Below are 3,301 nucleotides of genomic sequence, written 5' to 3'. Positions count from 1 at the left end.
CTACTTTCGGATCGGGCTCTAAGTGGGCAGATCGACGAAAGCGCGGAACCAACTTTACCACGAATTCGCTCACGACGCAGTACGACGCGACCTGCACATCGATACGAAATATGCCCGCTGCCCTCGCCAAATGCCCGCCTCTCTGCCAAGGGCTGAACAAACTGGAGATCAAGACATGTCGGGCGACTCAGAGGACTACATCTACGACGAGGACAGCGGCGAATGGCTGCCCGCTTCGGAACTGGCGGCCAAGCGTGCGGCGGAAGACACCGTGGAAGTGCGCGATGCAGTCGGCAACCTGCTGGCCGATGGCGACGCCGTGACGCTGATCAAGGACCTGGACGTGAAAGGGGCCGGCCAGACGCTCAAGCGCGGAACGCTGATCCCCTCGATCCGGCTCACCGGCGATGCCCAGGAGATCGACTGCAAGTATCCGGGGATCAAGGGCCTGGTGCTGCGGGCTGAATTCGTGCGCAAGCGCTGATCACGCCTCTCCACCGCAAGAGACATCATCCGCTGCAAGTGTCCTTGCCGAACCCCGCCCACGGGCATGTTCGGCAAGGATGCCCAGCGTAGCCAGCGTGCCGCCGGTCAATCCCGCGACACTGAATGCGATGATGGCAGGCTCGGCGATGTTCGCGAACTGCCTGGCGCACATACCGATAGGTTCGAAAAACTTGCTCATGGGGGCAACTCCAGTGGGTCGCAGCATCTATGCCGATGCCCTTCCCCCAGGAGAATTCGGATAAAACCAGCCTATTTGTTCAGGTTTTTCGAATGCCCGGCTCGCACCGGTGCCGCGCGAGCAGCGGGATGGCGCGCCTAGCCGGCGGCCCTGCCCTCCAACTCCTTCAGCGGAGCCATCGCCACCCGGTTGCGACCCTCTCGCTTGGCCTCGTACAAGGCCGCATCGGCGGCATGCACCAAGCCGTCGCGATCGCAATGCGCCGGCGCGCAGGCAACCCCGGCCGATACATGGACCTCTCCGAGAATCCTGTCGGCATGACGCAGTCGCAGTGCAGCGATCGATGCCCTGATGCCTTCGACCCGCCGTGCGGCTTCTTATGGGCCGAGGCCGGGCATGAGCAACAGGAACTCCTCCCCTCCATAGCGGAACACGTGGTCATCGGACCGGACAGCGTCCTTCAGAGCCTTCCCGACCGCGCGCAAGACCGCATCGCCCGCATCGTGGCCATATTCATCGTTGAAGCGCTTGAAGTGATCGATGTCGATCATGGCGCAGCTGATCGACAGGTCAGGCCGGGCCTCTGCCACGTGGCTTTCAAGGGCGACCTCGAGCTTGCGGCGGTTCGAGAGGCTAGTCAGCGGATCGGCCATGGCCATATCCTGCAAAGCATCGCGCAGCCGCAGGTTGTCGAGGGCCAGTCCGACGTTTTCAGCCAGGATGTTCAGGTACACATCCGAGACGGTTGCGGAGGCACCTCCGACAGCGAATTCGAAATAGAGCAGGCCCAGCGTTCCGCGCCGCGCGACGAGTGGAAGGCAGATCGTGTCTGCTACGCCCTTGCCCGTCAGCTCGAGGTGATCGCAGGGCACATCGATCACATTGCCCGCCGCCTTGTGCAGGCCGCCGCGCCGCAGGGCCCAACACGCGCTGACCGGGAAGCTCGAACGTGACTGCTGCGGCTCGGACCACGAGCAGAATTCGACCATCGCGTCCCGTTCGCAATCGAGCAGGAACAGGCTCCCCGCGGCCGATGGGACAATGCTGGGAATGAAGCGTTCGACGATGCCGCGAAGGTCGTCGATCGTGTCACAGTTCTGCATGCGCTGCGTCATGCGCGAGAGCAGGTCGCGCACGCTGCGGTCGGCATCGCGCTCCTGTTCGAGCCGTTGCCGCTCGATACCGTTCTCGCGAAAGATCCGCAGGGCCTGCGCCATGTCGCCGATCTCGTCGATCTGGTCGTAGACCGGCGGTTCGACGGCATAGTCCTGCGCCGCCAGCCGCGTCACGACGTCGCTGAGTTTCACGACCGGATGGAGCACGCGGCGACGGAATATGAAATAGAGAACGCACAGAAACAGCAGGCCGGTTATACCCAGCATGACTTCCGATGTGGTTCGCCAGAGCCGCGAGGTGCGCACGGCTTCCTGCATGGCCATCTCGGTGCGCTGGTCGATACGGCTCTGGAACCGGACGACGCCGGCCTGGATGCGCTCCAGCTCGCGCTCGTACTCAGGCGAGAACAGGATGGCGATGGCCTGACCGCGGTCGCCTTGGCCGCGCACCTTGATGGCGGCATCCTGTTCGTCCAGCAGGGCGTCGGCCTGCCGGAATACCTGTTGCAGATCATACAGCTCCGCGCTGCTCGCGCCGGCATCGCGAATGTGCCGCGCGCGATCCTCGACCTTCATCAGTTCCTTGAGCTCGTGCCGATAGGCAGTGAGGTCAGCCAGGCTGCCGCTGATCGCGTGCTGCCGCGCAAGGCCACTGAGGACACCGATATCTTCCGCGACGAGCGACGTTGCATGATCGAGTTCGTAGCGCTGCTGCACGGCATCGCGCTCCTGCTTCTGGGCGGTCGATGCCATGAGCATGGTCGCACCCGATGCGAGCGTGAGGGCAACGGTCGCTCCATATGCCCAGTTTGTGATGGTCGATAAGCGCATGATGCCAGCCTATAGACCACGCGGGATATCCAATGGTTAAAGGCCCGACCGGGTCTCCTGTGCCGCAGACGTACGCAAGGCGCCTCTGGGCACCTGCCATCGGCCCAATTCAGGCCGCGATCAGTACGCCATTGTAGATGGGATCTTCCAGCGCCAGCCCCGCCCCGTTTGCCACGCACAGCAAAGGGTTGTCCGCGACTGTCACGGGAAGCCCCGTTCCCTGCGACAGAACCACATCGAGTCGGTCGAGCAAGGCGCCCCCCCCGGTCATGACGATCCCCTGATCGACGATGTCTGCCGCCAGTTCGGGCGCAGTATTTTCCAGTGCGTTCAGGACGGTCTCGACGATCTGGTTGATCGATTCAGAGATCGCCTCGGCGATCTCGGCCTGACTGATCTCGATTTCCTTGGGCACGCCGTTGACGAGGTCGCGGCCCTTGGTGCGGATCACCTGTCCACAACCGTCCTCGGGCATGCGCGCGGTGCCGATGGCCAGTTTGATGCGTTCAGCGGTGACTTCGCCGATCATCAGGTTGTGCTTGCGCCGCACGGCAAGGGCGATAGCCTCGTCGAGCTTGTCGCCGCCGATACGCACCGATGTGCTGTAGGCCGATCCACGCAGGGACAGGACGGCGACTTCGGTCGTCCCGCCGCCGATATCGACGACCAT

General features: G+C 63.3%; 3 protein-coding genes and 1 pseudogene. 1 reads left to right on the top strand and 3 read right to left on the bottom strand.

Annotated elements, in window-relative coordinates:
* The first annotated feature begins 175 nt into the window (after positions 1-175).
* The gene (locus tag SPHV1_RS03390; protein WP_054944676.1) at positions 176-484 is read left to right on the top strand and encodes an alkylphosphonate utilization protein; all 309 of its coding nucleotides are present in this window, start codon (positions 176-178) and stop codon (positions 482-484) included.
* Here SPHV1_RS03390 and SPHV1_RS03385 read toward each other — a convergent pair whose 3' ends face one another.
* The 3 genes and pseudogenes from SPHV1_RS03385 to SPHV1_RS03375 all read right to left on the bottom strand — a co-directional run.
* Positions 485-685 carry a hypothetical protein gene (locus SPHV1_RS03385; protein WP_231634488.1) on the bottom strand — a complete coding sequence of 67 codons (201 nt, stop codon included), beginning with the start codon at positions 683-685 and terminating at the stop codon, positions 485-487. It lies immediately after the preceding gene.
* 137 nt (positions 686-822) lie between these two features.
* A pseudogene (locus SPHV1_RS03380) lies at positions 823-2,631 on the bottom strand (diguanylate cyclase).
* Between the two features lie 109 nt (positions 2,632-2,740).
* The coding region (locus tag SPHV1_RS03375) for a rod shape-determining protein (protein WP_197277629.1) at positions 2,741-3,301 on the bottom strand (561 nt) is incomplete at its 5' end.

This window comes from Novosphingobium sp. KN65.2, from assembly GCF_001368935.1.
GTDB classification, from domain to species: Bacteria; Pseudomonadota; Alphaproteobacteria; order Sphingomonadales; family Sphingomonadaceae; genus Novosphingobium; species Novosphingobium mathurense.
Note: the sequence above shows the minus strand (reverse complement) of the source record. Positions and strands in the feature narration are given on the sequence as shown.

Coding starts and splice junctions, on each gene's coding strand:
- SPHV1_RS03385 (WP_231634488.1), bottom strand. CDS start 685: ATGAGCAAGTTTTTCGAACCTATCGGTATGTGCGCCAGGCAGTTCGCG.
- SPHV1_RS03390 (WP_054944676.1), top strand. CDS start 176: ATGTCGGGCGACTCAGAGGACTACATCTACGACGAGGACAGCGGCGAA.